The 25080-nt window shown below is 58.3% G+C and carries 23 protein-coding genes and 3 pseudogenes; 7 read left to right on the top strand and 19 right to left on the bottom strand.

Annotated elements, in window-relative coordinates; genetic code table 11:
* Positions 1-157 precede the first annotated feature (157 nt).
* Complete coding sequence (locus tag RYC18_RS10010; protein ID WP_316885582.1) at positions 158-1297, top strand: pectate lyase; 1140 nt, start codon at positions 158-160, stop codon at positions 1295-1297.
* Between the two features lie 102 nt (positions 1298-1399).
* Here RYC18_RS10010 and gspF read toward each other — a convergent pair whose 3' ends face one another.
* The 7 genes from gspF to gspG are packed head-to-tail and all read right to left on the bottom strand — an operon-like array spanning position 1400 to position 9516.
* Positions 1400-2611, bottom strand: a complete 1212-nt coding sequence (gene gspF, locus RYC18_RS10005; RefSeq protein WP_316885580.1) for a type II secretion system inner membrane protein GspF — start codon at positions 2609-2611, stop codon at positions 1400-1402.
* Entirely contained in the window at positions 2611-4029 is a 1419-nt protein-coding gene (gspE, locus tag RYC18_RS10000) for a type II secretion system ATPase GspE (RefSeq protein WP_316885578.1), read from the bottom strand. The genes gspF and gspE overlap by 1 nt, the downstream gene beginning before the upstream one ends.
* A complete protein-coding gene (gene gspD, locus RYC18_RS09995) occupies positions 4026-6362 on the bottom strand; it encodes a type II secretion system secretin GspD (protein ID WP_316885576.1) in 2337 nt (778 codons plus the stop codon). The genes gspE and gspD overlap by 4 nt, the downstream gene beginning before the upstream one ends.
* A complete protein-coding gene (gene gspM, locus RYC18_RS09990; protein ID WP_316885574.1) occupies positions 6362-6910 on the bottom strand; it encodes a type II secretion system protein GspM in 549 nt (182 codons plus the stop codon). Before gspM ends, gspD begins: the two co-directional genes overlap by 1 nt.
* A 4-nt stretch (positions 6911-6914) precedes the next feature.
* Entirely contained in the window at positions 6915-8087 is a 1173-nt protein-coding gene (gene gspL / locus RYC18_RS09985; protein ID WP_316885572.1) for a type II secretion system protein GspL, read from the bottom strand.
* Positions 8084-9079, bottom strand: a complete 996-nt coding sequence (gene gspK / locus RYC18_RS09980; protein ID WP_316885571.1) for a type II secretion system minor pseudopilin GspK — start codon at positions 9077-9079, stop codon at positions 8084-8086. Before gspK ends, gspL begins: the two co-directional genes overlap by 4 nt.
* Positions 9067-9516 (bottom strand): type II secretion system major pseudopilin GspG, encoded by a 450-nt coding sequence (gene gspG, locus RYC18_RS09975; protein WP_004664843.1) that lies wholly within the window; start codon positions 9514-9516, stop codon positions 9067-9069. The genes gspK and gspG overlap by 13 nt, the downstream gene beginning before the upstream one ends.
* A 168-nt stretch (positions 9517-9684) precedes the next feature.
* On the opposite strand from gspG, the gene gspI reads away from it, so the two are divergent.
* Positions 9685-10077 carry a type II secretion system minor pseudopilin GspI gene (gspI, locus tag RYC18_RS09970; RefSeq protein WP_004660604.1) on the top strand — a complete coding sequence of 131 codons (393 nt, stop codon included), beginning with the start codon at positions 9685-9687 and terminating at the stop codon, positions 10075-10077.
* Positions 10078-10082: 5 nt separating this feature from the next.
* Here gspI and RYC18_RS09965 read toward each other — a convergent pair whose 3' ends face one another.
* Positions 10083-10517: a type II secretion system protein N gene (locus tag RYC18_RS09965; protein WP_316885568.1), complete on the bottom strand. Its 435-nt coding sequence runs from the start codon at positions 10515-10517 to the stop codon at positions 10083-10085.
* 104 nt (positions 10518-10621) lie between these two features.
* On the opposite strand from RYC18_RS09965, the gene gspH reads away from it, so the two are divergent.
* Both gspH and RYC18_RS09955 read left to right on the top strand, forming a co-directional pair.
* Positions 10622-11083, top strand: a complete 462-nt coding sequence (gene gspH / locus RYC18_RS09960) for a type II secretion system minor pseudopilin GspH (RefSeq protein ID WP_005746889.1) — start codon at positions 10622-10624, stop codon at positions 11081-11083.
* On the top strand, positions 11080-11691 hold the full coding sequence (locus RYC18_RS09955) for a type II secretion system protein J (protein ID WP_316885566.1): 612 nt from the start codon (positions 11080-11082) through the stop codon (positions 11689-11691). Before gspH ends, RYC18_RS09955 begins: the two co-directional genes overlap by 4 nt.
* A 76-nt stretch (positions 11692-11767) precedes the next feature.
* Here the strand turns inward: RYC18_RS09955 and RYC18_RS09950 are convergent, their stop codons facing one another.
* A complete protein-coding gene (locus tag RYC18_RS09950; protein ID WP_316885564.1) occupies positions 11768-12412 on the bottom strand; it encodes a glutathione S-transferase in 645 nt (214 codons plus the stop codon).
* Between the two features lie 42 nt (positions 12413-12454).
* The gene (locus RYC18_RS09945; RefSeq protein ID WP_005780196.1) at positions 12455-13351 is read right to left on the bottom strand and encodes a LysR family transcriptional regulator; all 897 of its coding nucleotides are present in this window, start codon (positions 13349-13351) and stop codon (positions 12455-12457) included.
* 157 nt (positions 13352-13508) lie between these two features.
* Between RYC18_RS09945 and RYC18_RS09940 the strand changes: the two are divergent.
* The 3 genes and pseudogenes from RYC18_RS09940 to RYC18_RS09930 form a co-directional block, all read left to right on the top strand.
* A pseudogene (locus tag RYC18_RS09940) lies at positions 13509-14894 on the top strand (MFS transporter); the annotation flags it as partial.
* A gap of 1 nt (position 14895) precedes the next feature.
* Positions 14896-15612, top strand: a pseudogene (locus RYC18_RS09935) (LLM class flavin-dependent oxidoreductase); the annotation flags it as partial.
* 81 nt (positions 15613-15693) lie between these two features.
* Complete coding sequence (locus tag RYC18_RS09930; protein ID WP_005780190.1) at positions 15694-16872, top strand: LLM class flavin-dependent oxidoreductase; 1179 nt, start codon at positions 15694-15696, stop codon at positions 16870-16872.
* Positions 16873-16921: 49 nt separating this feature from the next.
* On the opposite strand, the gene RYC18_RS09925 is transcribed toward RYC18_RS09930, so the two are convergent.
* The 9 genes and pseudogenes from RYC18_RS09925 to RYC18_RS09885 all read right to left on the bottom strand — a co-directional run bounded on the left by RYC18_RS09925 (position 16922) and on the right by RYC18_RS09885 (position 24734).
* Positions 16922-17779, bottom strand: coding sequence for a DUF6282 family protein (locus RYC18_RS09925; protein WP_316885559.1), 858 nt, complete (start codon positions 17777-17779; stop codon positions 16922-16924).
* Entirely contained in the window at positions 17776-18549 is a 774-nt protein-coding gene (locus RYC18_RS09920) for a hypothetical protein (RefSeq protein WP_316885557.1), read from the bottom strand. The genes RYC18_RS09925 and RYC18_RS09920 overlap by 4 nt, the downstream gene beginning before the upstream one ends.
* A gap of 72 nt (positions 18550-18621) precedes the next feature.
* On the bottom strand, positions 18622-19593 hold the full coding sequence (locus tag RYC18_RS09915) for an NAD(P)H-dependent flavin oxidoreductase (RefSeq protein WP_316885556.1): 972 nt from the start codon (positions 19591-19593) through the stop codon (positions 18622-18624).
* Between the two features lie 77 nt (positions 19594-19670).
* On the bottom strand, positions 19671-20033 hold the full coding sequence (locus RYC18_RS09910; RefSeq protein WP_316885554.1) for an antibiotic biosynthesis monooxygenase: 363 nt from the start codon (positions 20031-20033) through the stop codon (positions 19671-19673).
* Between the two features lie 40 nt (positions 20034-20073).
* Positions 20074-20556, bottom strand: a complete 483-nt coding sequence (locus RYC18_RS09905; RefSeq protein WP_016981910.1) for a flavin reductase family protein — start codon at positions 20554-20556, stop codon at positions 20074-20076.
* Between the two features lie 77 nt (positions 20557-20633).
* Positions 20634-21347, bottom strand: a complete 714-nt coding sequence (locus tag RYC18_RS09900) for an RraA family protein (protein ID WP_057401110.1) — start codon at positions 21345-21347, stop codon at positions 20634-20636.
* Positions 21331-22521 (bottom strand): isocitrate/isopropylmalate dehydrogenase family protein, encoded by a 1191-nt coding sequence (locus RYC18_RS09895; RefSeq protein WP_316885548.1) that lies wholly within the window; start codon positions 22519-22521, stop codon positions 21331-21333. Before RYC18_RS09895 ends, RYC18_RS09900 begins: the two co-directional genes overlap by 17 nt.
* Positions 22518-23545, bottom strand: a pseudogene (locus RYC18_RS09890) (nucleoid-structuring protein H-NS). Before RYC18_RS09890 ends, RYC18_RS09895 begins: the two are co-directional and overlap by 4 nt.
* Before the next feature lie 277 nt (positions 23546-23822).
* Positions 23823-24734 (bottom strand): LysR family transcriptional regulator, encoded by a 912-nt coding sequence (locus tag RYC18_RS09885; RefSeq protein WP_005746904.1) that lies wholly within the window; start codon positions 24732-24734, stop codon positions 23823-23825.
* Positions 24735-25080: the final 346 nt, after the last annotated feature.

The raw sequence follows: 25080 nt of genomic DNA, 5'->3' as shown, positions 1-25080 counted from the left end.
ATACACACACAACAATGGTGCTTTCCGATTCACGACTATATTCAATCAACAGCAAACATTCTGTTTGCGCTACTGCCTTGGCAACAGGATGTTTGCTGTGGGATACGCAGTTGCAATAACTGCACGTTGTACACACATTAATCAAGGAATAGATTACATGTTGAAGCCTCATGGTTTAACGCCGCTCGCATTGACGGGCGGCATTCTTGTATCGCTATTGTCTGTCAGCCTGTCTGCCCACGCCGATATCGCCACCGATGTTGCCACTACCGGTTGGGCTACTCAAAACGGGGGCACCAAGGGTGGTTCAAGGGCAGCAGCGAATAACATTTATACGGTGAAAAACGCCGCCGAGCTGAAAGCCGCACTGGCTGCGTCGGCAGGCAGCAACGGCCGGATCATCAAGGTGACAGGGGTTATTGATGTCAGCGACGGCAAACCGTACACCAAAACCTCTGATATGAAGCAGCGCGCCCGCCTGGACATCCCCGGCAAAACCACGATTGTCGGCACCTCCAGCAGTGCCGAGATAAGGGAAGGGTTTTTCTACGCGAAGGAAAACGACGTCATCATTCGCAACCTGACCATTGAAAACCCCTGGGACCCGGAACCGGTCTGGGACCCGGAAGATGGCAGCGCCGGCAACTGGAACTCGGAGTACGACGGTCTGACGGTCGAAGGTGCCAGCAATGTATGGATAGATCATGTGACGTTTACCGACGGCCGTCGTACCGATGATCAGAATGGCACGGCCAATGGTCGTCCAAAACAACACCATGATGGCGCACTGGACGTCAAGAACGGCGCCAACTATGTCACCATCTCGTATTCCGTGTTCCGGAATCACGAAAAGAATAACCTGATCGGTTCAAGTGACAGTAAAACAACCGATGACGGCAAACTGAAGGTGACCATTCACAACTCGTTGTTCGAGAATATTTCCTCTCGCGGGCCGCGTGTGCGGTTTGGTCAGGTTCATCTTTACAACAACTACCACATTGGAAGTACCAGCCATAAGGTCTACCCGTTTGTGTATGCCCAGGGCGTCGGTAAAGGTTCGAAAATCTTCTCTGAACGCAATGTGCTCGATATCAGCGGCATCAGTGGTTGCAGCAAGGTTGCGGCCGACTATGGCGGCAGTGTCTACCGTGATAGCGGGTCGCTGGTAAACGGCAGCGTCATCAGCTGTTCCTGGAGCACCAGTATTGGCTGGACCCCTCCGTATAGCTACACCCCTCTGGCGGCTGACAAGGTTGCGGCCGACGTCAAGGCCAAGGCCGGCGCTGGCAAAATCTGATACGCCGGTTGTACAGGACGATAAAAGACCCTCTCAATGAGGGTCTTTTATTGAGCAGGTTATCGCCGGACGAAGAGTCAGCCTTCATCAGGATCGCACCCCTCAATTGACCAGTTGATTGATTTCGATGATCGGCAACATCACAGCCATAACGATCACCAGCACTACGCCGCCCATGATCACGATCATCAAGGGTTCGAGCAGCGCAGTCATGCCCAGGGCGCGGCGCTCGATATCGCGGGAAAGGGTCTGCGCAGCACGATCAAGCATCGGCGGTAACGACCCGGTTTTTTCGCCGCTGGCAATCAGGTGAATCAGCAGCGGCGGAAAGACCTTTTCCATCCGCAGTGCCACCGCCAGGTTGACGCCTTCGCGGACCCTGGACGTGGCTTCGCTCACCGCCAGACTGAGGCGATCGTTGGACAGGGTCTGACGCGCTGCGTCCAGCGCCCGCAGCAAGGGCACACCGGCAGCACCGAGAATCGCCAGGGTCGATGCAAAGCGTGCGGTGTTCAGCCCCAGTACGAATCGACCGATCAAGGGCAAGCGCAGGATCTGGCTGTGCCATCTCAGGCGCGTAGCCGGGTTGCGTAGACAAATTCGCCAGCCCCACAACGCCGCCAGCAATACGCCCAGACACACCAGGCCCCAGGCACGGATGAAATCACTCGCGGCCAGCATGGCCAGTGTCAAACCGGGCAGGTCCTGACGCGCCTGAGAAAACGCACTGACTATCTGGGGCACTACGTAGCTCAGCAGAAAAATCACGATGGCAATCGAGACCAGCCCCACTACGCCGGGGTAGATGAACGCTGTGAGAATCTTGCCTCTCAGGCCGTTGCGCTCTTCTATGTAATCGGCCAGTCGCTCCATGACCCGGGCCAGGTCGCCAGACTCCTCACCAGCCCCGATCAAGGCCCGGTAAATGTCCGGAAAGTCTCTGGGGCGAGCGGCCAGCGCTTCGGCCAGACGCATGCCACTGCGAACATCGGTGCGTATCGCGCTCAGGGTCTGAATAATGTGTTGGCGTTCGGCCTGCTCGACCGTGGCACCCAATGCTTCATCCAGCGGCAGCCCGGCACTCAGCAGGCTTGCCAGTTGTCGGGTCACCGAGGCAAGGTCAGCGTCCGAAAGGCGCATACTGAACAGCCCCCCTGCCCCATGACTGCTGGTCTTGCTGTCGATCTTTACCTGCAATGCAGTCAGCCCCCGCTGGCGCAGATCAGCCATCACGGCGTCCTGACTGTCAGCGTCCAGATGGCCGGATTCGATCCTGCCCTGCGCATCGGCAGCTTCATAGTGATAGCGGCTCATCAAGCGTCCCGTGTCACACGAATGATTTCTTCCGGAGCTGTGGTGCCATCGCGAACCCAGCGCTGGCCATCCTCGCGCATGCTGACCATGCCGGCATTGCGCGCCGCCCCCCTCAGTACCTGCATATCGGCACCTTGATGGATCAGACTGCGCACCTCATCATCAATACAGAACAGCTCGTGAATGCCGGTGCGGCCGCTGTAACCGGTGCCGCTACAGCGCTCACACCCCTGCGGGCGCCAGCAGCCTGACGCAGTCGGGTCGGGTTGTCTGCACTGCGGGCACAGACGGCGTACCAGGCGCTGCGCCAGCACGCCAAGCAGAGAAGACGCGAGCAGAAAGGGCTCGACGCCCATGTCGACAAGCCTGTTGATCGCCGATACCGAGTCATTGGTGTGCAGGGTGGCCAGCACCAAATGTCCGGTCAGTGATGCCTGCACCGCGATCTGGGCGGTTTCCAGATCACGGATTTCGCCGATCATGATGATGTCCGGGTCCTGACGCAGAATGGCGCGCAATGCCAAGGCGAAAGTCATGTCGATTTTGCTGTTGACCTGAATCTGACTGATACCCGGCAGGTCGTACTCCACCGGGTCCTCCACGGTCAGGATATTGCTGGTGCTGGCATCCAGCCGTGCCAACGCGGCATAGAGACTGGTGGTCTTGCCACTGCCGGTGGGCCCTGTGACCAGCACAATGCCATGGGGCTGGCGTATCAGGTTGTCGAGTCTGGCCAGCACATCAGGGGCCATGCCCAGTGTCTCGAGACGCAGACGACCGGCCTGTTTGTCGAGCAGGCGCATTACCACCCTTTCACCGTGGCCGGTAGGCACGGTCGAGACGCGAATGTCGATGGGCCGACCGGCCACGCGCAATGCGATTCGACCATCCTGAGGCAGGCGCTTTTCGGCGATATCCAGCTGGGCCATGATCTTGATGCGTGACACCAGCGAGCCATGCAACGCCTTGCGCGGCGATACTACATCGCGCAGGCTGCCATCGACCCTATAGCGCACCACCGAATGGCTTTCGTAGGGTTCGATATGAATATCGCTGGCCTCGTCGCGAGCCGCCTGGGTCAGCAGTGCATTGATCATGCGAATCACCGGGGCACCGTCCTGAGCATCCAGCAGGTCGATGATTTCCGGAATATCCTGCATCAGCCGGTTCAGGTCAGCGTCGTTTTCTGCAGCGCCCACCACCGCCGCCGCGCTGCCGGTATCGGCGTAGGCTGCGGCCAGAAGCCCCTCCAGTTGATGCGTGCCAACCTGTTCCAGACGCGCCGGACCGAACTGCCGCCGGGCCTCATTGATTGCCCAGCCAGGAGTAGCGTCGCAGACGATCAGCAGCACACCCTCGTCAGTCTCACGCAAGAGAATGCGTTGCGCTCTGGCCCAGGCATAAGGCAGCGCACTCATGGCACAGGCACTGCGCGAATGACCGCCCGCGGCATCTGACCGGCAGCAGGCTGCAGGTCAGGAATCGCCTTTGCCGCAGAGGGCAACTGCGGCGCCTGCATGTCCGGCAGCATCCAGTTACGCTCGGGACGCAAATTACCCTGTGCGCGGCGCATGAATTCGTAACGGTTCAACGTGATGTTGCGCCCTGTGCCGCTGTCACGAATGATGTAGGGACGCAGGAAGACCATCAGATTGGTTTTTCTGGTCGAACGCGCTTCGTTTCGAAACAGTACGCCGAGAAGCGGAATCCTCGACAGCCAAGGCACCGCTTCATCGCTCTGGTTGTACCCGTCCTGAAGCAGGCCGCCCAGCACCATGATCTGCCCGTCGTCCAGCAGGATGCTGGTATCGATGGCGCGCTTGTTGGTGACGGTGCCTGACGCCAGCGAGGCGCGCTGATCGACATTGCTGACTTCCTGATAGATGTCCAGCTTGACCGTACCGCCTTCGGAAATCTGCGGCCTTACATTCAGTTTCAAGCCGACTTCTTCGCGCTGAACAGTTTGAAACGGATTGTTGCTGGTGCCGCCACCGCCCGTTACATAACTGCCGGTGACAAACGGGATGGTCTGGCCGACGAAGATACTGGCCGCCTCGTTGTCCAGCGTCAGCAGGTTGGGAGTGGACAGCACATTACTGCCACCCTTGCTCTTCAGGGCGCGCGCGAGCACCTTCAAATCCAGCACTTCGCCAATGCCCGGAATGGTCACCGCGCCCCTCACCACGCCGACATTAAAGCCTGGGGGAAGCACGTCGATACTGGTGCTGCCACTGGTATTCAAACCGCTGCCGCCAAGGTTGACCCCGCCAAAGCCGCCGCTGCCATTCAGGTTGCCGGTCTGCCACTGCACGCCGAACTGGTTCGCATCGTCCTCGCTGACCTCGACAATCAGGCTTTCGATCACCACCTGAGCACGGCGCTGATCCAGTTGATCGATGACCTCACGCAAATTGCGATACAGCGGCTCCGGAGCGGAAATCAACAGGGTGTTGGTGGTCGCATCAGCCTGAATGGTCACCCCTGCGGCACTGAACGCGGTGTTCTGTTCGGCTTGCTGACTACCGGCAGTGGCAACCGAAGGCGACGCGCTACTCTGGCCATAACCGCTTCCGGCTACAGTCCCGGAGACAGGGCCTGCGCTGCTGTTGCCTTGCACGTCGTTCTTGTTACCGGTGCTGCCCATGCCACTGAGCATCGCCCGGGTGGTATCACTGGCACCGCTGTCACTTTCACCGGTCAGCAAGCCCCGCAAAGCCTGGGCCAGCTTTCCCGCCTGGGCATTGCGCAGGTACACAACATGCAGATTGCTCGGGTTGCTCTGGGCGTTGTCCAGCTTGTAGATCAGGTTGCGCGCCAGCTCGGTACGCTCCGGGCTGCCAGCACGGATAATGATGGCGTTGGAGCGGGGGTCGCCAATCACACTGATCTTCTGGGTCGCGTCGCCGCCCTGGGTATCCAGCAACTCGCTGACCATACTGGCGATGTCTACAGCGATACCGTTGTGCACGGTCACCACGTCAGTATCGATGGCACTGGGCGTGTCGATACCGTCGATGATCTGCGCCACTCGCACCAGGTTATCGGCGTAGTCGGTGACGACAATGGTGTTATTGCCGGGATAGGCGTTGATCGGGTTGTTCGGCGAAACGATAGGCCGCAGCACCGGAATCAGATTGACCGCATTTTCGTACTGCAAGCGAAACGTACGGGTCAGCATGCCGTTCCCGGAAGGTTTGTCGGCACTGTAAACAGGACCGCCAAGCAGTCTGGCATCGGCTTCAGGCACGACGTGAGCCACGCCGCCGACATCCACCACACTGAAACCCTGCATGCGCAAAGCTGCCATCAGCATTTCATAAGCCTGAGAGGCCGGCACCGACCCTTCGCTGACCAGCGTCAGCGTGCCCGTGACTTTTGGGTCCAGCAAAAACTGCTGGCCTGTGGAACGTGACAACGCCCGCACGACCGATTGAATATCGGCCTCGACAAAATTCAGTTGTATGAGCTGATCACCCAGCGCGCCGTGCGCAGCCCCTGTCCTGCGGGCTGGCGTATGGCCGCGAGCGGTGTTCGACAACGTGTGTTTCTGTCCTGGCGCGACGCCCGGTTGCGCGCGCTGGCGATCATGTGCATCGCGGACGGGTAAGGTTCTGGCCAGCGGTTGACCCAGCTCGCTCTCTACCAGCCCAGGCGGCGCGGGCGATGTGGTGCTGCAAGCGCTCAGCGCCAGCAGGAAAAACGGTGCGACCCTGCGACAGGGCAACGTGCAGGTAAAGGCATACCATTTCATTAAGCTTCCTTTGCGCTCGGCGCCTGATCCATGCGAACAACCCCGGACAGATGACCTGTCAGGTCCTGAGCGTCTTCGCCTGCACGTTGCAGGCTGGCGTCCTTGATGTGTAACGAAAACAATTGCGGCTGCTCCAGCAGCCAACCGATCACTGCGTCGGCTGGCGCGTGATCGAACGCCAGTTGCCAACTGTGCTCAGCCCCTTCACCGTCTTGCTCAAGCTGGCAATACGACCACAACCCGAAGGCTTCAAGGCTGCGCTGCAATGCTGGCTGCAGATCCTGCGGGCCTGTTCGGCGCTGCGGCACGCTCACCTGCTTGAGCAGCGTTTCGAGCGTCTCGGCCTGGGCGCTCAACACAGGATTTTGCGCCTGCCAATACGTGATTTTCTTCAGCACAGGCTGAACCATCAGTAGCCACGTCACCAGGCAGCACAACACCAGCGCGCCTATCGACAGTAGGCGCGTCTCCCTGATCGACAGACCGGCCCTGACAACACGCGCGCGCCCACTCAGTCGCCGCCAGCGGTCGGCGTATGGCTGCCACATTCGGCTACTCAACGTCGCTCTCCGGCGTAGAAGCGGACGCATCGGCCGCTTGATCGGACATCTGGCTCAGGGTCCAGGTGAGATGATCGCGACTGGCTGTCAGACCCACCTGCGCCAGCGAACGCTGCAACGTATCGTCAACAGCAGGCTGGGCGTTATCGGGCAACAGTTGCAGCTGCAGGCGGCCATCTGAATAGGTCAGGCGCTGCACGCTACCTGCAAGGAACGGCAGCGCTCCAGCGGCGCTTTTTACCAGCTGTTCGAATCCGCTGTCGGTGCCGGTGGCTGAACCGCTTTCGAGTGCCGCCACCTGCTGTCGGGCCTGTTGCAAAGGATTGAGAATGACCGGCAAGTGAGGAAAGGCCTGACTGACCCGCTGCACCATACCGGCCCTGAGTTGCTGTCCTCGGGCAGCCTCGCGAGCGGCGTACAGATTCAAGCCCAGCGCCCATACCCCGACAGCCAGGCCGCAGCAGACCCATGCGGCGGTCCAGCCCGATGTCCTGACTTTCGCCGCCCCTATTCCTGCATGCAGGCTCCAGCCGGGTGACGGCCCGCCCAGGAGCAGGACAGCCGATGTTTCCAGGCCTGCCGTGCCCTCGTCGTCCAGCCGGTGCAACTCGCTGCCGTTGGCCAGGCGCGCGTCAGGGGTCTCGGTCAGCCGCGGATGCACGCCACCTTGCCCGGCACTGTGACGTAGCAGCCAGTGCTCATCCCGCAGCACGACACTGACTTGACCCGGTGCAGGCACAGGCAGGCCATAGGGCGCAGGGTAAAGGCCGCGCAACGACAGACGCGACTGACTCAGCAATTGGGTCAGACGTTCCAGCGCAGTTGCGGGCAACCAGCCCAGATAAACGGCCCCGTCAGAATAGCGCGGGCTGCTGGCGATGTGCATCAGCTCACTGCCGCCCAGTATCAGTCCCTGAGCGGCTAACAGCGCAGCGCTTCTGATCCGCGACGCAGTCAGCGGCGGCGTTTCGATCCGGGCCAGCAGACTGTCCAGTGGATGCAGAAACGCTTCCACCGGCTGCAGTGCACCGCCCTGCTTCAATTCCAGCAAATTGCTCAGGCCGCTTTCAACAGTCTTGCCCTGGCTGTCCAGCCGGACGAATAGCAGTGGCGTCTCCGGATTCAGACGCTCCAGAGCAGGCAGGGCGATCCGCAACCGGCTCATACGCCGATCCGCGACCAGATAACATGAGGCACGCTGTCATCGCGCACATACAGCAAGGCCTCCATGCTGGCCTGACGTCCATCTCTGCGCGCCTTGCCACGGAATACAAACCACTCGCTTGCTACTCCGATTTCAAGCCCGTCAGCCGCCTGGGTCGGCACCTGCATGCGAGCGATGATTTCCAGACGGTAGGCAAACCACTGTCCCCTGTCGCGCTCGGCCACCACCGTTTGCGCACTGGGCAATGACAAACCGGGCACCACCGCTGCCAGTACCTCGGCACTCGCTGTATTGCTGTTGACCCAGGTATTGGCGGGCAGAATGCACACGTAAAGTTTCAGCCGCTCCAATACCTGATCGCTCAAACCCTGCATCCCTTGCAGATCATCCAGGCTGCGCAGTGTCACCAATGATGCCGGGATGGGCTTGCGCGTCGCCGAAGAAGTCTCTCGCCCGCTTGCGAACATGCCGCTGACCTGGCCAGTTGCCGGAGTCGAAAAACGTGTGTATGAGCCAAGCACCCGCTGGCTGATGCTCTGGCAAAGAACATCACTGATGGAAATCATCTGACACAAGCGTTCGAAACTGCGCAGTTGACCGATTTCCAGCTGACCATTGCGCAGCAGGTTGCGCAGGTTGAATTTGCCCTGCTGGTCTTCCAGTCGTCCGTGAAAACCTTCTTCAGGTCGATCGGATGGACTCTGGCCGAAGGGCTGCGCCCACGCCTGACCAGGATGAATCGCCCGGCTCTTGCGACGTGAATCCCATAACAGCATGCGGCTCGCGTCCAGCCCGGCCATCAGCGCTGCGCTGTTCTGGATACGCGACTGCTCGGCTTCTACCGTGCGAATCATGACACTCTGACGGGTCAGCATACCGGCCGCGATGACCGCGACAATCGCGACGGTCAGCAGGGCACTGATAATTGCCGAGCCGCCTTGCCTGATTGCGCTTGCCGGGTAAGTGCTCAGCGCCATGTTCAGAGCTGCCATGAGCCGATATCAGCATTGACACCCTCGCCATCGGGCTGACCGTCGGCACCCAGAGAAAAAAGATCCACCTCGCCGTTAACGCCGGGGTTCAGATAATGATAGGGGTGTCCCCACGGATCATTGGGTAGCCGCTCGACATAGGCGCGCCAGTTGTTTTTGTTGATGTTGGCCGGCCGCTCGACCAGAGCTTTCAGGCTCTGAGCCTGATTGGGGTAAGTGCCGTGGTCGAGGCGATAGAGCTTGAGCGCCTGCATCAGCCCTGCGATATCCTGCCGGGCAGCAGCAGCCCGCGCCTGGTCCGGACGGTCAAGAACCCTGGGCACCACAACAGCGGCCAGAATGCCGAGAATAACCACGACCACCATGATTTCGATCAGGGTAAAGCCGTCCTGGCCGCGACGGCCTCCAGACCGAGGCTTGACGCGTGCGACATCCATATCCATATCCTTGATGATCCTCATCTGTCCCGCAGTGTAGACGCCACCACGGCGGGGCACGATAAATCTGCTCAACCCTTATGGTGAGCCATTCATGAACAATCAGATGCTGGTCGGGTGCTATCGTTGTTGCCTGTATCGAGCAGGAGGATTTGCCAGGAGGCGCCCATGCTGCAACCGCACAAGGAGAAAGGCTTCACGCTGATCGAAGTGTTGGTGGCGCTGTTGATCATCGCCGTGGCAATGGCGGCTGCCGCGCGCCTGAGCGGGGTAATGACCTTTAACAACGGTGTGTTGCGCGACCGCGCCATTGCGCTGCTAGAGGCGCAGAACCAACTGGCCGAATTACGCATGATGACAAGGCTCAGGCCTGGTTTCACAACCCGCAAGTGCGATCAGGGCAGGCTCTCGCTGACCTGTGAACAGACGCTCAAAGCCAGTGCAGACGGAATGTTGATGCGGGTCAGTCTGCGAGTATTACAGCGGGACAATAAAGCGCCGCCACTGGCCCGCCTCGATACCATTATCGCCATCCGACGCCAGCCGAAAGAGTCTCCATGAGCGTTTCAACGACGCAGCAGGCTGGGCAACTCCGGCAGGCCTGCCAGGCTGGCGACCTTGAATCGTGTGCGCTCGGTACCCTGCTCGATCAGCACTGCGTCACTCTCGATAGCCACCAGACGTACATCCTTGGCAAGCAACTCCCCCGCCAGATAGCTGCGCGCCGGTCTATCGTTGACAGTGAGAATCGCCACCGCGCCTTTGCTCCCGGTCATGACACCGGTGACCTTGATCCGGACCTGAAGTGGCTGGTTGGCGAACCACTGTCGGGCAGGACTGCCGACATTGGCAGCGGGAACGGCGCTTTCCGGCAACGGTGCGCGCACAGGCTCGGGCGCAAGCAGCAACGACGACCAGAGCGCGATACCCGCCAGCGCCGCAATCAAGGCCGCCGATTGCACCAGGCGCGATGCTGATAATGGATGAAACGAAAATGCCATGACTGAACCTCCTGTTCGTCTGCCGGGGCAGTCTACATCACTGCATCAGAATGCCTGGCACCCGCTTTGATCCGTATGCAAACGTCATCAGGGAACCACCGATCATGAGTATGGACACACAACGGGGTTTTACCCTGATCGAGTTGATGGTGGTTCTGGTCATCATTGGCATTGTCAGCGCAACGGTGAGCATGAGTATCAAACCCGATCCTGCCGCTTTGCTGCGCAAGGATGCTGAACGCCTCGCACACATGCTGCACATTGCACAGGTCGAGGCCAGAGTCGACGGTCGGCCAATCACCTTGCTGGTCGATGACAAAGGCTTTGGTTTCGCACGACGTGCCGAGCAAGGCCTGGGCTACGACCGCTTCATGAACGACCCGCAGCTGCGTTTCAGAGCCTGGGAAACACCCTCCATACGCATCAGCGTAGACCCGGCGCAGCGAGTGGTGTCAGGTCCCGAATGGATCGTCGCACCGCTGCGCATCCAGCTCTCTGACGGTGAACGATCCTTGAGCCTGCAGCGTAGCGCGCTGGGTCAACTGCAGGTGGTCAGCCCTCCATGAATGCAAGGCAAAACGGCTTCACATTACTGGAAGTGATGGTGGCTATCCTGCTGATGATCATCGTCAGCCTGATTGCCTGGCGTGGGTTGGAGAGCATCACTCGCACCGATATCCAGTTACGCGAAAGCACCGGGCACACCGAGTCCGTACTGCGAGCGCTGAACCAGCTGGAGCGCGACGTGGCCATGCGTGCCAGCGTCGAGCTGCAAAAACCGCTGCCTGGCGAAGAACCGGATCCGCAGGCAAAAACGTTGATACCCCTCAGTATTCGCAGTGCGGAAAGGAACGGTATGCGACTTGACGTCATTCGCAGTGCGGCCACGGCCGGGGAAGGACTACAGCGAATCCGCTGGTGGCTAAAGGACAACACGTTGTATCGCGCGGCCGCAGACAGCAGCAATCTCTACCCCCTACCCGCTCCCGATGAAGGAATAGCGGTGCTCGACCATGTCGTCGAGGCAAAAATAAGGGTCTGGAGAACTGTCGGAGGCTGGCAACCGCTCGACAGCCACAAGGAAGACAATCCCGACGGGCTGGAAATTGTGCTCACGCTACATACCCGTAATGGCGACGAGCGCTATCGAAAGGTGCTGGGGCCGCTGAATTAGCGAGCATTGCTTACAGGCGACTGAGGGACGATGGTTTGAATCCATTCTGGCGTCACGTCGTCAAAAGGGCCTGCTTCTACGCCTCAAGACGTCTCAAGTCCCAATGACGCCTTATCACTGCGCTGACCACCGGCTGGGCGTCGACCTGTAACAGCAGCTCATGAAAATCAGGCCGGGTGGTATGCAGATGCTCGCGCGCACCGCCCCATCTGGTCACGATGCAAGCCAGAATCTCAACTGCACCGGGATCATCACAACGCCAGAAGCCTGCATTAGCGAACAGATCCGCAAATGTCTCCCAGTTTTCATGCAAACGCGCACGGGTGCCGGTTTCGAGTAGCGTAGCCTGCGTTTCGTCGGAGCCCGACAGCCAGCGCTGCGGGTAATCGATAATCCCGATCGGGGCGTAGCAGTTGGCGGCGATGTAGACCAGCGCGCGAAGGGCTTGAGCGCGCAGGGCAGGCTTGCTGGGCAGCAACCCGGATTCGTGATGCTCCAGTCCCAGATGAATCAGAATTGCAGCGCTTTCGGTGAGCACCGTGCCATCAGCCAGGACCAGCGTGGGCACCTGCAGCAATGGATTGACCCGCCGCAATGCTTCCTTGCCTGGCCCCTCCTCCCACGCACAGGCCCTGAACAAGGTAAAAGGAACCGAGCAGCGCCAAAGCGCTATCTCGATGGCTGCGGACCCCGAACCCTCTGTGCCAAAAAGCGTGTACATGCCAATGCTCCTTGTCAGGTGCTACATGCTCGGTCCGCGCAGTCACACAGACGCAGGAGCAAACAAATGGGCGTGCATAAAATCAATGAATACCCGCAGGCGCAGGGAAAGGTGCTTGCTCGATGGCCAGAGCAACCTGAAACTTCCGGTATGCACCGTGTAGTCGGTCAGTATTGGCACCAACTCGCCACTGCGAATGGCCGATGAAATCATGAAGTCCGGCAGGCAGGCAATTCCCAACCCCGCCCGCGCAACATCAACAAGAATTTCCGTCGTGTTGCACACCATCACCTGGGGCAAATCGAGATCATCGGCACCGGCCTCGCGACGTAGCGGCCAGTGTTCAAATTTGCCCGAAGAGGGAAACTTGTGCAACAGACAGGCGTGTCGACTCAAGTCTGCTGGATGTTGAGGTGTCCCGCGCCGGGAAAAATAGTCCGGAGCGCCGACGATTTTCAATTGAAAGCCCCCCATCCGCCTTGACATCAGGCCCGAGTCGCCGGGGTCTCCCGTGCGCAGGACGATATCAAAGCCTTCCTCGATGATATCGACCATGCGGTCGGAAAAATCGATGTCCAGTTCGATATCGGGATAGGTGCGCATGAACTCGATGATAACCGGCATGACCAAGCCGCTGACCAAGGGCAGGCTGATGCGCAATCTGCCTCTGGGCAGATCCCTGGCATTGCTCAACTCCATTTCTGCCGTTTCAAGCTCCGACAGAATACGGCGACAGCGCTCCAGAAATATCGAGCCCTCCAGCGTCATGGCAATACTGCGCGTACTGCGATGAAAAAGCCTGACACCCAGGCCCTCTTCCAGACGGCCGATACTCTTGCCTACCCCCGACGATGAAATACCCAGGCGCTTTCCAGCCTGGGTAAAACTCCGTGTTTCCGCGACCAGAACAAACACCGCAATGCTACCGAGCGATTCCAATACCCACTCCTATTAAGGACAGCCCTGTCCTATACCTTCGGAACATAAGCCTGTTTTTGTTTGCAGACGCAACCCCTAATCTCCCGACAGGGCAACTGCCCTTGGATAAATGCGTGCAATGCACCGAAACCTGCGCACGCTTCACAGGGAAATTCACATGACTTCAGCAAGCCAGGTTCAAGCATCGTCTGCTACCAGACGCTGGGGACAATTGTTTGCCGCCTGCCTGACAGGCATCCTGATTCCGTTGTGCTTCACTGGCCCTGCCGTGGTTCTACCCTCGATAAACAAGGCGCTGGGCGGATCAGCCGTCGAGCTCACGTGGGTCATCAACGCTTACATCCTGACTTACGGCAGCGCCATGATGGCCGCTGGAAGCCTGACGGATATCTACGGCAGAAAACGCGTATGGCTGATCGGACTGGCGATATTCGTGCTGTCCACCTTTGCCATTCCGATGGCCTCATCCGTCGTGCAGATTGATGTACTTCGCCTGATTCAGGGGCTGGGCGGTGCAGCAGCGTTCGCTGGCGCAATGTCATCGCTGGCCCAGACCTTCCATGGGGCGGACCGCACCCGAGTGTTCAGCCTGCTGGGCACCACGTTCGGGATAGGCCTGGCCTTCGGCCCTCTTGCGGCGGGCTCGCTGGTCGACTCGGCTGGCTGGAAATGGTCATTCCACGCAACGGCTCTTATTGGGGTTGCGGGATTCTTTCTGGTGCTTTTCAGCGCTACAGAATCCAGAGACCCCAATGCCACCGGCATGGACTGGCCAGGAGCGATCAGCTTTACCGCGGCACTGACCCTGTTCACCTACGCAATCCTGCTCGCCCCTGAAGACGGCTGGACCCATCCACTGGTCATGGGCGGCATTATCGGTTCACTGTTGCTGTTCTGGATATTCATTGCAGTGGAACGGCGCGTGACCAGACCCATGCTTGATCTGTCGCTGTTCAAGAGCGCGCGCTTTGTCGGCGTGCAGATTCTTGCGGCCAGTCCGGCATTTTTCTTTGTCGTGCTGATCATCATGTTGCCAGCACGCTTCATTGGTATCGACGGACTCAGCGCGCTGGAAACCGGACAGATGATGACCGCACTGGCCGCGCCCCTGCTGATCGTACCGATGCTTGCCGCACAACTGGCACGTCGCTTTACCTCCGGGCTGCTGTCCGGTATCGGTCTGCTGCTGGTGGCTGTCGGCCTGCTGTGGCTCGCGCTGGCGCTGGACAGCGGAGCAATCAAAACCGCCTTGCTGCCGATGGCCTTGATCGGCATCGGCATCGGTCTGCCCTGGGGGCTGATGGATGGCATGGCGATCAGTGTGGTTGAAAAGGAACGCGCCGGTATGGCTACCGGCATCTTCAATGCCGTGCGCGTTTCTGCCGACGGCATAGCCATTGCGATCGCAGGCGCACTGCTGGCCACGTTCATTCAGTGGGGCCTGTTCGATGCCCTGACGGGTGTCGCGCCTGATGTGGTGACAAACGCTGCCAACCGCGCCGCATTGGGCGATCTGCAGAATGCGATCAGCCTACTGCCCGGTACTGCTTGCTGCGGTGACCACGCAAATCTGCATCGGTACAGCCGGTATCGTACTGACGCTGCGCAACCCGCTGATGGTCGCCAAACAGGCCTGCAGCCTTGATGTATTGCTGGAGGGACGCTTCCTGCTGGGGTTGTCAACGGGTGATCGGCCCGGCGAATACCCTGCATTCGGCGAGAATTTCGACACACGCGCAGAGCGCTTCAGAGAGGGGGTCGAGATGCTGCACGCCGTAACCGAGCACTCTTTTCCGGCCTTCACGTCGCGCCACTACGGGAAACTCAATGGCACGCTGGACCTACTGCCAAAACCTTTTTTCGGGCGGTTGCCGATGCTCGCCATCGGTCGCTGTCAGCAGGACATCAAATGGCTGGCCAACCATATGGACGCCTGGATATGGCATCAGAGTGGCTTCAACACCCTGCCCGACGTGATCAATCACTGGCGCGATGCCAACGAGCAAAAACGATTCAAGCCCTACGGTTATGCGACGTTCTTTGATCTGGAGGACAACAAGGACGCGCCCATGAAAGTCGGCCGTGGCATCAGTACAGGGCGCAACGCCCTCATCGAGCTATGGCAGCGTCAACGGGAACAGGGCGTTTCGCATGTTGCGCTGAACCTGAAACCACTGAGACGTCCGGCCACGGAAGTGTTACAGGAGCTGGAAGAGTATGTGCTGCCGTATTTCCCGACCCGACGCAGTGAGCATGCCTGAGCGAGTATTTCGCCTGCACGGCCACTGTCGGCAAAGGATCTAGCAGGGAAGAACGACATAAAACCGACCTGGGAGGTCATCATGCGCACTGAAAAAGCTTATCCGATAAAACCTAACCCGATGCGCAGCAGCCGCAACAAGATACAGCTGGGTGTTTTCTCCACTAACACCGAGGGCGGCTGCACCGTTACCAATGCGCCGGAACGCCTTCGCGGAGACGATTGGGCAGGTAATCTGGAAATCGCCCGGGTGGCCGACGATGCGGGGTTTGAAGCCTTCATACCGGTAGGCCGCTGGAAAGGTTTTGGCGGCACCAACAACACCGGCGGTGTCTGTTTCGAAACCTACACCTGGGCTGCCGGTATTGCCGCCCTGACCCACCAGATTGCCGTGTTCACCACATCGCACCTGCCCACGGTTCATCCGCTGTTTGCAGCCAAGCAGGCGGTGACCATCGATCACATCAGCAGCGGGCGCTTCGGGCTGAATATTCTGTGCGGCTGGTACGGCGCGGAAATGCGCATGTTCAACGGCCAGATGATGGAACACGACAAACGCTACGACTACGCGGAAGAGTGGCTGCACATCGCAAAAAATGCCTGGGAGCAGCAAACACCGTTCGACTTCAAAGGAGAATATTTCAACATCTGCGACGCTATCTCGCAGCCGCACCCCCTCAACACCCCCTATCTGATCAATGCCGGCGGTTCACCGCGCGGCAAACGGTTTTGCGCCAAACACTGTGATGCCGCTTTCCTGATCGTCAAACACCTGGACGGTGAAGACGCCGTGCGTCAGCAGATTGCATCCTATAAAGACCTGGCGAAGCAGGAGTTCGACCGCGATATAAAGATATGGTGTTACGGCTACGTGGTGCAGAAGGACACGCAAGAACAAGCGGACGCCTACCTGGATTATTACGCCAACCAGCTGGGTGACGATGAGGGCTGCGATATCATCACCGGCGAGCTGGGCATTCAGACCGGTATTTTCACTCCGGAAGATGCGGTCCGTTTTCGCTTTCATTTCAAGGCAGGGTTTGCAGGCGTGCCGCTGGTAGGCACTCCGGAACAGATCGTGGAACTGTTCAAGAAATATTCTGACTGGGGGATCGATGGCATCGCACTGACATGGCTTGATTACCACGAAGGCATAAAGGATTTCGTCAGAGAAACATTGCCATTGATGGAACAGGCGGGCCTGCGCGAAGCAATCACTGTCGAGGCAATCACTCCGAAAGTAGCTGCCGAAGTAGCCTGATGATGAGGACTCCCTGGCGTAGTTAGCCAGGGAGCTTTACCCGAACGATTTAAATGGCCAGCATGCGTTGTGGATTCAAAAGAGTCATCTCGGCACGACGCTCGCAACTCAAACCGAACGCGTCGAACCACTGCCCGCTCATCGACAGCCACTCGTGCACATCGATCTGACTGGTCTGCCCAAGGTCGGAGCTGTAGACCACATTGGGAACATGACTCAATACCTTAGTGAAATCCTGTCGGTCCTGATAGCCCAACAAGTAGGTCAGCGCCGTCTGTTCGATGTAGACCGATGGCTCACTGCCAATCACCGCAAGCTCGGCTGCTTTCAGACCGGTCAACGGGTTGGCGGGCTGATTGAGCATCAGCCTTGGCACACCGATGCGCAGTGCTTCCTCGATCAGCATCCTGACTTCATCGGCGTCGGCATGCCCTGTCGAGATGACCAGCGGATAGTCACGGGCCATTTTGAGAATATCCAGCGTCTGCGGCGTAAGGCGTCCGTTCTGCGCTGTCACTCTGGCAGGCTTGATGGGCTTTTCGCGCAACAGCGGATGGCTCAGGTTACGGGCCAGCGTGCTGGTATGCGTTCTGCCTGTGACGGTTGGCAAGTGAACAATGAAACGTCCAGATTCATCGCCGCGCAAACAGAGGCTGCGCTCGACCACACGGTAGTCGATGCCGCCAGCGATCTCGTTCAGAACCACAGAACCGCTGACCGGAAAACCCTGATTGCGTGCTTCCCATGCCTGGGCAGCCGTGCACCCCAAGTGATTTTTCAATACGACCCGTCCCTGCACAGCAGCGTAGCGCCGGCCCGCCTCTATCGCGCCATGACGGCGAATGAACGCGTCAGGATTGGCGTGATAATGCACATCAATGAAGCCTGGCTCCTCGATCTGACTCATTGCACACACTCCGCTCTGGCGATCAGAAATGTATCGATGCTCTCCAGCACCCGGTCCAGATCATCCGCCAGCGGGCGCATCCCGCCATCCGGCACACACAGTGAGCGTTGTTTGTGGCCGTTGGTACGCAGCACATGACCCGCCCCCACCAGTTGCGACTTTTCGCCAAACACGCTCAGCACACGCCCTTTGTAATCGAGCAGGCACTCACTGATATCCAGACCGCTCAGTAGCCGGAATCCCAGGGTCAGACGCTGTTCCTGGGTTGATAGCGTTGCGTCATTCTCGCCGCCGGACGAACGCTCGTGTTTCTGGCCTTCAGGCAACACCAGATCGTCCAGCAGGCGTTTGGCTTGCTCCACATGCCCTTGTTCTGCCAGATCCGCCATACGTCCCAGCCTGGAATCCAGCAGCGCATCGGCTTTGGCGGGAGAAGAAAGCAGCAACAACGCAGGCGTCGACCGCAGTAATGAAGTGCCTGCCAACGCCTGTACCAACGCACCACCCAAGGCCACGCCGACGAGTAGATCCGGCACACCCCAAGGCTCTAGCGCGCTGACCCAGCGCTGGGTAAACCCGTCAAAGTCTTCACCCGCCTTGACCGGCAGGGACAGGGAATCAAAAACCGTAACCTGATAACCCGCCGCAGTGAAATGCTCGATCAGCGGTTTGGCGAAGCCACCCGCGTCCCAGACCGGCATCACCGGTGAAAGAATGAATACGCTTGATTGCCCGACACCGAAGGTCTGGCAGGTGATGCAATGAGTCATGGCTTTTGCTCCTGCAAAAATGACAAGACCCGCTGTTTCGAGCGGGTCCGGTCGTTGATCCATCCTGACGGGTCAGCGGGTCGTGCGTAGACGTTCAACACTGGTGGCATAGCCGCGCAGGGTTGACTCGATAATGAGCTGTGCGGGCAGCACCTCCTTGATCAGGTCCGCCACCTCGCCGGCCCAGATCGCCCTGATACTCACATCATCGGCCGCCAGTGCTGCTTCATACTCAAGACGCAATTGATCGGCTGATGCAGCAAACGCCTGCTCCTCACCTACCCAACTGTCGGAAAATTTATTGGCGATCACTCGTCCGCTGTAGCCCTGCGGCCAGTCGATGCCGCGCACCTCATCGAAGATCCGGGTTCGCACCGTATCGCTCGCGACAGCCTGCACCAGGCGCTGTTTTACCCGTTCGGAAGGCAGTGCTTCCTTCGAAGCCAGAAAGCGCGTCCCCATCATCACGCCATCCATGCCGAGCGCAAGCGCAGCAGCCATGCCACGGCCATCGGCAATCCCGCCGGCACCGATAAGCACAACATCGTCACCCACCGCGTCGCGAACTGCCGGAAACAGCGGCAATGAAGCTCGGCGCAAACTGTGACCACCCGCCTCGGCGCCTTGCACGATCAGCGCATCGGCACCGGCGTCCAGTGCTTCTAGCGCCTGGTCGACGTCATGCACCTGAACGATGACTTTGGCGTTGGCCTGTTGAATGGGCCGGACGAAAGGACGTACATCACCAAACGACAACGCAACCACTGCCGGGCGGTACTCGAGAGCCAGCTGAAGCAATTCGAACTGCCTCGCCACGGTAAACATGACCAGGCCCACACCCCATGGTTGCTGCACGTCGTGCATCATCTCCAGTTCACGCGCCATCCATTGCGGATCGCCGTAACTGGCACCCACCAAACCCAGGCCACCGGCCCGGGAAACTGCAGCCGCCAGACGCCCTCCGGACGCCCCACCCATCGGTGCCAGAATCAGAGGATGTTCAATTCCAAGAAGAGAAGTCAGTGCTGTATTGATCGTGGCCATCGCCTGATACCTGTGAAAATCCGAGTGAATGTCAGACGAAGGCGACGCCTAAGCAGCCTTCGTCTGCAGCTAATGGATCAACCCGCTTTTTGTAATGCAATTTCAGGGGTGATGTACTCGGCCACGTTATAGAGGTGGTATTCCCAGGTACCGGTTTCCTTTAACCGGGAGTATCGCAACAGAAACTCTTTGTCGGTAAACAGCGACTCGAACTGACTGCGGTCACTCCATTGCGCCTGATTGATGACGGTCTTGCCGTCCGTGCTCTTCATCAATCGGCTCCATTTGAACGCACTGTAAGTACGTGCGACATAACTGACCGTTTCTTCGAGAATCTCGATAGCCAGGTTCTGAGCACCTTCATTGACCTGTACAACGTTGATCAGATACACCGCCTTGTCATCGGTGACGGAGTGAGCATCGAACAATTCCATTTTCATAATCAGTTCCATTTATAAAAAGAAGTATAAGAACACGTAGTCAAGCCAGAAGCGGTGTTGAAGCCGCCGGTTTACCGTCTTGCCAGAGCAGCGGTGAAATCACCTCGGCCACTGCCGTTTTCTCGACCAGCCCGATAATGATCTCGTGAGTGCCGCAGGTCATTCGTTGGGCCACCGAACAGAAAAGCGTCGCCTGGGCGGTACGCAGATAAGGCACCCCCTGGTCCTGCTGCCAGTCTCCGCTTTCAAACCGCGCAGGCCCGTTGACTGCTCCGCCAAACACGCTGACCAGTTCAGCCTGCCCGGTTTGCAACAGATTGACCGAGAACTTTCCCCGCTCAAGCAAAGGCAGGTAAACACTGGCGCTGTGATTGATGCACACCAGAATGGACGGCGGGTCACTGCATACCGAACTGACGGCAGTGGCTGCCATACCGTAAGGCGTGCCTTCATGTTCGGTCGCCACAAGGGTGACGGTCGACGTCAGGCGGCGCATGGCTTTCTTGAAGGCAGCGACATTCATGTCGGGAGACTCAGGTGCGCTGAGTCGAGTTTGAGGTTCAGGCACATTTGCGCGTGCTACCAATCGGGAAGCCTGATTCATGGCCGTTCCCCCATGCTGACTTTTTCAGCGTCCGTCAGCCAGGGCTGGTCGTAACGATAGGTGCTGCGGGCATTCTCCAGTGTCGAGCCCGTGGATATGGCCTCGATAATGCTGCGCTCAGTCTGCTCGACCGCCTGAGCACGGCGTACAACCTCGGCGGCCAGTTGCTGTGGAATAACCACGCAACCACTGCCATCACAGACCAGAAGATCACCGGGCCGGACAGTAACCCCATCAATGACCACAGGCACTTGTACCGCTTTGAGTTGTGCGCGGTTCTTGGCTGACTGCATGAAACGGCCACGACTGAACAACGGATAGTTGCACCTGATAACGGTATCGATATCACGTGCCACGCCATCGATAACAGTGCCTTTGATGCCGTTGGCCAAGGCGAAGTGGGTCATGATATCGCCCCATACCGTGCAGTCATGACGCCCGGCGTTGGAGGAAACAATCACCGCGCCGCAAGGCACCTGATCGATGTAGTTGGCCGCCCCCTTGAAGGTTGTTGGCGCATCGACCGCTTCGTACTGCACGGTGAACGCAACACCGACACAACGAGTGCCCGGCACTTGCGAAACAATACCCGGCAGCCCTCCGTTGATCCCGAGACTGTCCAGTGCATCAGACAGCGAAGCGGTATCCAGATGTTCACATGCGTCCAGCACGGTTTGCGTAATTGCCACCGTTTCAAAGTGCACTGACATAACGTTCTCCCTGAACTGAGGCCTGTTCGGTGCGGTAGCCGACAGAGCTGGCCTGCAACTCGATGCACTGCAGGACAATCGCTTCGCCCACCTGGTCAGTGGTGTGGGAACCGCCAAGGTCGTAACTGCGAACGCCAGATTGTGAAACCAGGCTGACGGCGCGGGTAATAAATGCCGCCTGGGCCGGGTATCCCAAATGTTCCAGCATCAGTGCAATGGCCATGAACATCGCGCTGGGGTTGGCCTTGTTCAACCCCGCATGAGCAGGTGCACTGCCATGTACAGGTTCGAAGTAAGCACCTGAATTGCCAAAGTTGCCGCTGGGCGCAAAACCCAGACCACCCATTACGCCAGCACCCAGATCGGAAAGGATGTCGCCGAACATGTTCTCGGCAACAATCACCCCGAAGCGTTCGGGCCGTTGCACCATCCACAAGGCAACCGCATCGACATTTTCGATGACACCGGTTATGTCCGGATAACGCTGCGCGATTTCTTCGAAGATACCCCGTGCAAACGCACTGCTGTGTCGCAGCACCATCGGCTTGTCGACAAACGTGACCCGGGTGAAGGTGTTCTTGCGCGCGTAATCGAATGCGTATTCAAAAATACGAGTCAAACCACTTCGCGTCTGCAGGCGCAACGTGACGGTCGCATCCTCCTGCCCTTCCCGCTGCCACGGTGCGCCAAGTGCTTCGCGCTCTTCAAGCAAGGGCACCAGCGCATCCGGGACATGCCCGAAGTCCAGCCCCGCATAAAGACCTTCGGTGTTTTCTCTGATCACGACAAAGCGAAATCTGTCTTCACCGGTCATGTCGGTAACCGGGCGTACATTGGCGTAAAGGTCCAGGTTCTGCCTGAGCTGAATGACCGGGCTGACGTAGCGGCGGTTCTGGCCCTGGAGTGCCAGGGGCAGCTCTGCTTCCGCCTCTGCCAGCGGCTTGCTGGTTATTGCCCCCAGCAACGTTGCGTCACAGCTGGCCATGACTTCCCAGGTCTGGGCAGGAACCGTTTCACCCTCGCGCTTCCAGCATTCCCAGCCGATATCCGCCGGTATCAGATCAAACGGCAGGTGCAACGCTGCAATCACCGGAAGCGCCGCTTCCATGACCTCAATGCCGATACCGTCGCCGGGCAGAATGCATATACGCTTACGGGATATTTGGCCGGTCATAGCGCAACTCCTTTTACGCTTTGCGACAGGTCACTGAAGATATTCGACAACGCCGCTCGCGGAGCAAGGCGCGCCACTTTGTCCGTTGATGCATGACCTCGATCGCTCGGTACTCGGAGGTCAATTGAAACCGTTCAAGGGTGTCTCGCACCCGCTGACTGACATCGTAGGGGAAGTTGTAAGTGCCCAGAATGATATCCATCAGCGGGCTGGGCATATTGTTATGCGGTATCGAGTTGGCTGTGACAGCGGACAATTCGATCACCTTGACCAGGTCAAAACCGTGGCTGACGCCTATACGCTCCAGATAAGCCACCAGCATGCTCAAGTGAAGATTCCCGGCCCCTTTACCCATGCCGCAGATGGACGTGTCGATGTATTCAGCACCGGCCTCGATAGCCGCCGATGCATTCGCCAGCGCCAGCGACAGATTGTTATGGGCGTGAAACCCCAGTGGCACCAGCAACCGGCTTACGAGGCGACTGAACAGCCGATGCACATCGGCTGGCAGCATATGACCGTTGGAATCCGCGCAACAGATGATGTCCGCACCGGCACCCTCTGCACGAGCGGCCGTATCGAGCACGGCTCCCGGCGTCTGCGATGTCACATGCGTTACATTGGCGCTGACACTGAAGCCGTGATCCCGGGCCAGTGACAAGGTCGCCAGCCCTTCATCCAGTTGATCGCGGCGCAGACAGACACGAATCATCGAAACACCCTGCTCCTTGAGCATGGCGAAGTCATCTACCGTGATGTTTTTCGGGTGAACCATAACCGCCAGCTCAATACGTCCAGCGGCGGCCTGCGCAATGTTTTCAATAAAGCGTGCGCCTACATCACTGGTCAGCCCGTGCTCGCCCTTCGGCGCAAATGATCCCTTGCAGTAACCAATTTCACAGAGGTCGACGCCTGCATCCGCCAGGCCTGAAGTAATAGCTCGAGCCTGGTCTTCCGTGAAGTTAAAGTTGTTTCGATAACCACCGTCACGCAATGTAACGTCGAGAATCTTTATGTCGGCCATGAGAATCTCCGGCTGTCCTTAGGTTGTAAACAGGGTGCTTGAGATGATCTTGCCACTGCCTCTATTCTTGTCGTTATCCAACAGCGCCGCACCTGCAAACATTGCCGAGCCGACACCTGAACGTCTCGGAGTTTCGAATCATTAACTTCTTAACTCGACATTGATCCTCGTCAAAATCGACCGCATTGTAAATTGTCGATATTTGATCAGGGGATGGGAATTTTTTCACCGCCACCTTATGTGTCTGCCGAAATAACGACTTCTAGCACTGGCCCGACTAGCGATAACAGCTTTCTACATAATTCATCGCGGCCTGAATGGAAGCCACCGCGCGCAAGTCTTCATGCACGCCCAGCCAGACATCAACCTCCAGCGGTGCCGACAGCTCTACCCGGCACAGACGAGAGTTAGCCTCTACCGCAAAACTTGGAAGCAAGGCAATGCCCACACCGGTTTCCGCGGCACGAATTTGCAGTTCTACTGTTTTGGCTTCCAGCACGAAGGGGCGTTCACCGACAATATTTCTGAGCCAACCGTTCTGACTGTCGCTCATCAGTTCATTGTCGTAGGCAATAAACTCATAGTGCTCCGGGTGCCGCTCCTCCAGATAAAAACGTGCGCAATAAAATGAAAATGAGGCGGTGCCGATACGTCGTGCGACGATGCCACTTTCAACCGGTCTGGAAAACCGTATGCACAAGTCAGACTGGCAACTGGATAACGACGAATACTGATGATCCCCCAGCAAGCGCAGCACAATGCCGGGGTGCATGGCACGAAACGCCCCCAGTTGCGGCACCAACTTCTCGACCGCCACCGAGGGCGGCGCGCTGATGGTCACTTCCACACCCTGCGCTACCTGCGCGGCAACAGCGAGACGGCCAATGGCCTGGGTCTGCGCCTCGATCTGCCGCCCGATAGCCGCCAGACGCCGCCCTTCATCAGTCAACTCATACAACCGCTTGCGACGGTCGACAAGCTTTACATTCAGGGATTTTTCCAGCGAAGCGATACGCCGCGAAACAGTAGCGTGCTCCACACCCAGCACCCTGGCAGCGCCGCTCAAGGAACGGATGGCGGAAAACATCACGAAGTAATGCAAGTCCTCCCAGTCAAAACAGACTTTCGGTTTTCTGAACAGGTTATTAACGTCAAGGGAAACTGATCCATCCAATGGAGTCATTGTCATTCAAGTCATGTCCTTATACGGTTCGCGCGAATAAAAGTCTTCATTACGTATCGACGATGAGTAGTGGCAGACGTGCAGAACGATAAGGATAATGCTGATAACTTCCTCAGGCCCGAAGAGCGAGCGGGTGCCGTGGGGTAGTTTAGATTATTGGCGGGTGGGTATTACGGAGAGGGGTTCGGATGATTTGGGACGGGGGTGTCCGGAGTGAGGAGATTGGTTTGGAAAGAAGCAGCGAGATTAAAAAGAGAGGTTATTGCTAAGCATAGAGCATTTTTGCTTGTTATCTACATACGGGGTATACCCATCTAGAAGCACTGCCACAGCTACCTTTCAGCTCATCATT

The sequence above is a fragment of the Pseudomonas syringae group sp. 247E2 genome, assembly GCF_032587795.1.
Lineage (GTDB): Bacteria > Pseudomonadota > Gammaproteobacteria > Pseudomonadales > Pseudomonadaceae > Aquipseudomonas > Aquipseudomonas amygdali.
This window is presented reverse-complemented; position numbering and strand designations above follow the sequence as displayed.